This is a genomic window from Bacillus sp. SIMBA_005, assembly GCF_046535585.1.
Classification (GTDB): Bacteria; Bacillota; Bacilli; order Bacillales; family Bacillaceae; genus Bacillus; species Bacillus pumilus.
This window is the reverse complement of sequence record NZ_JAWRWI010000279.1, coordinates 1-278: the sequence shown is the minus strand read 5'-3', so window position 1 is coordinate 278 and position 278 is coordinate 1. Positions and strand designations below refer to the sequence as shown.

The 278-nt window shown below is 48.6% G+C and carries 1 protein-coding gene; it reads left to right on the top strand.

What is annotated here, in order from left to right; translation table 11 throughout:
• Positions 1–278 (top strand): aminotransferase class III-fold pyridoxal phosphate-dependent enzyme (locus SB660_RS20105; RefSeq protein WP_410584059.1); only part of this gene is annotated, 278 nt, incomplete at both ends.

Genomic DNA, 278 nt, shown 5'->3' with positions numbered 1-278 from the left:
ATTGGTTACGGCAGAAAGGAGCTTGCGGAGGCTGCCTATGAGCAACTAAAGGAGCTGCCTTACTACCCGTTAACGCAAAGTCACGCACCCGCAATCCAACTGGCGGAAAAGCTGAATGAATGGCTTGGCGGCGATTATGTTATCTTTTTTTCCAACAGCGGATCGGAAGCAAACGAAACTGCTTTTAAAATTGCCCGCCAGTACCATCTGCAAAACGGCGACCACAGCCGTTATAAATTCATCTCAAGATATCGGGCATACCACGGCAATACATTGGG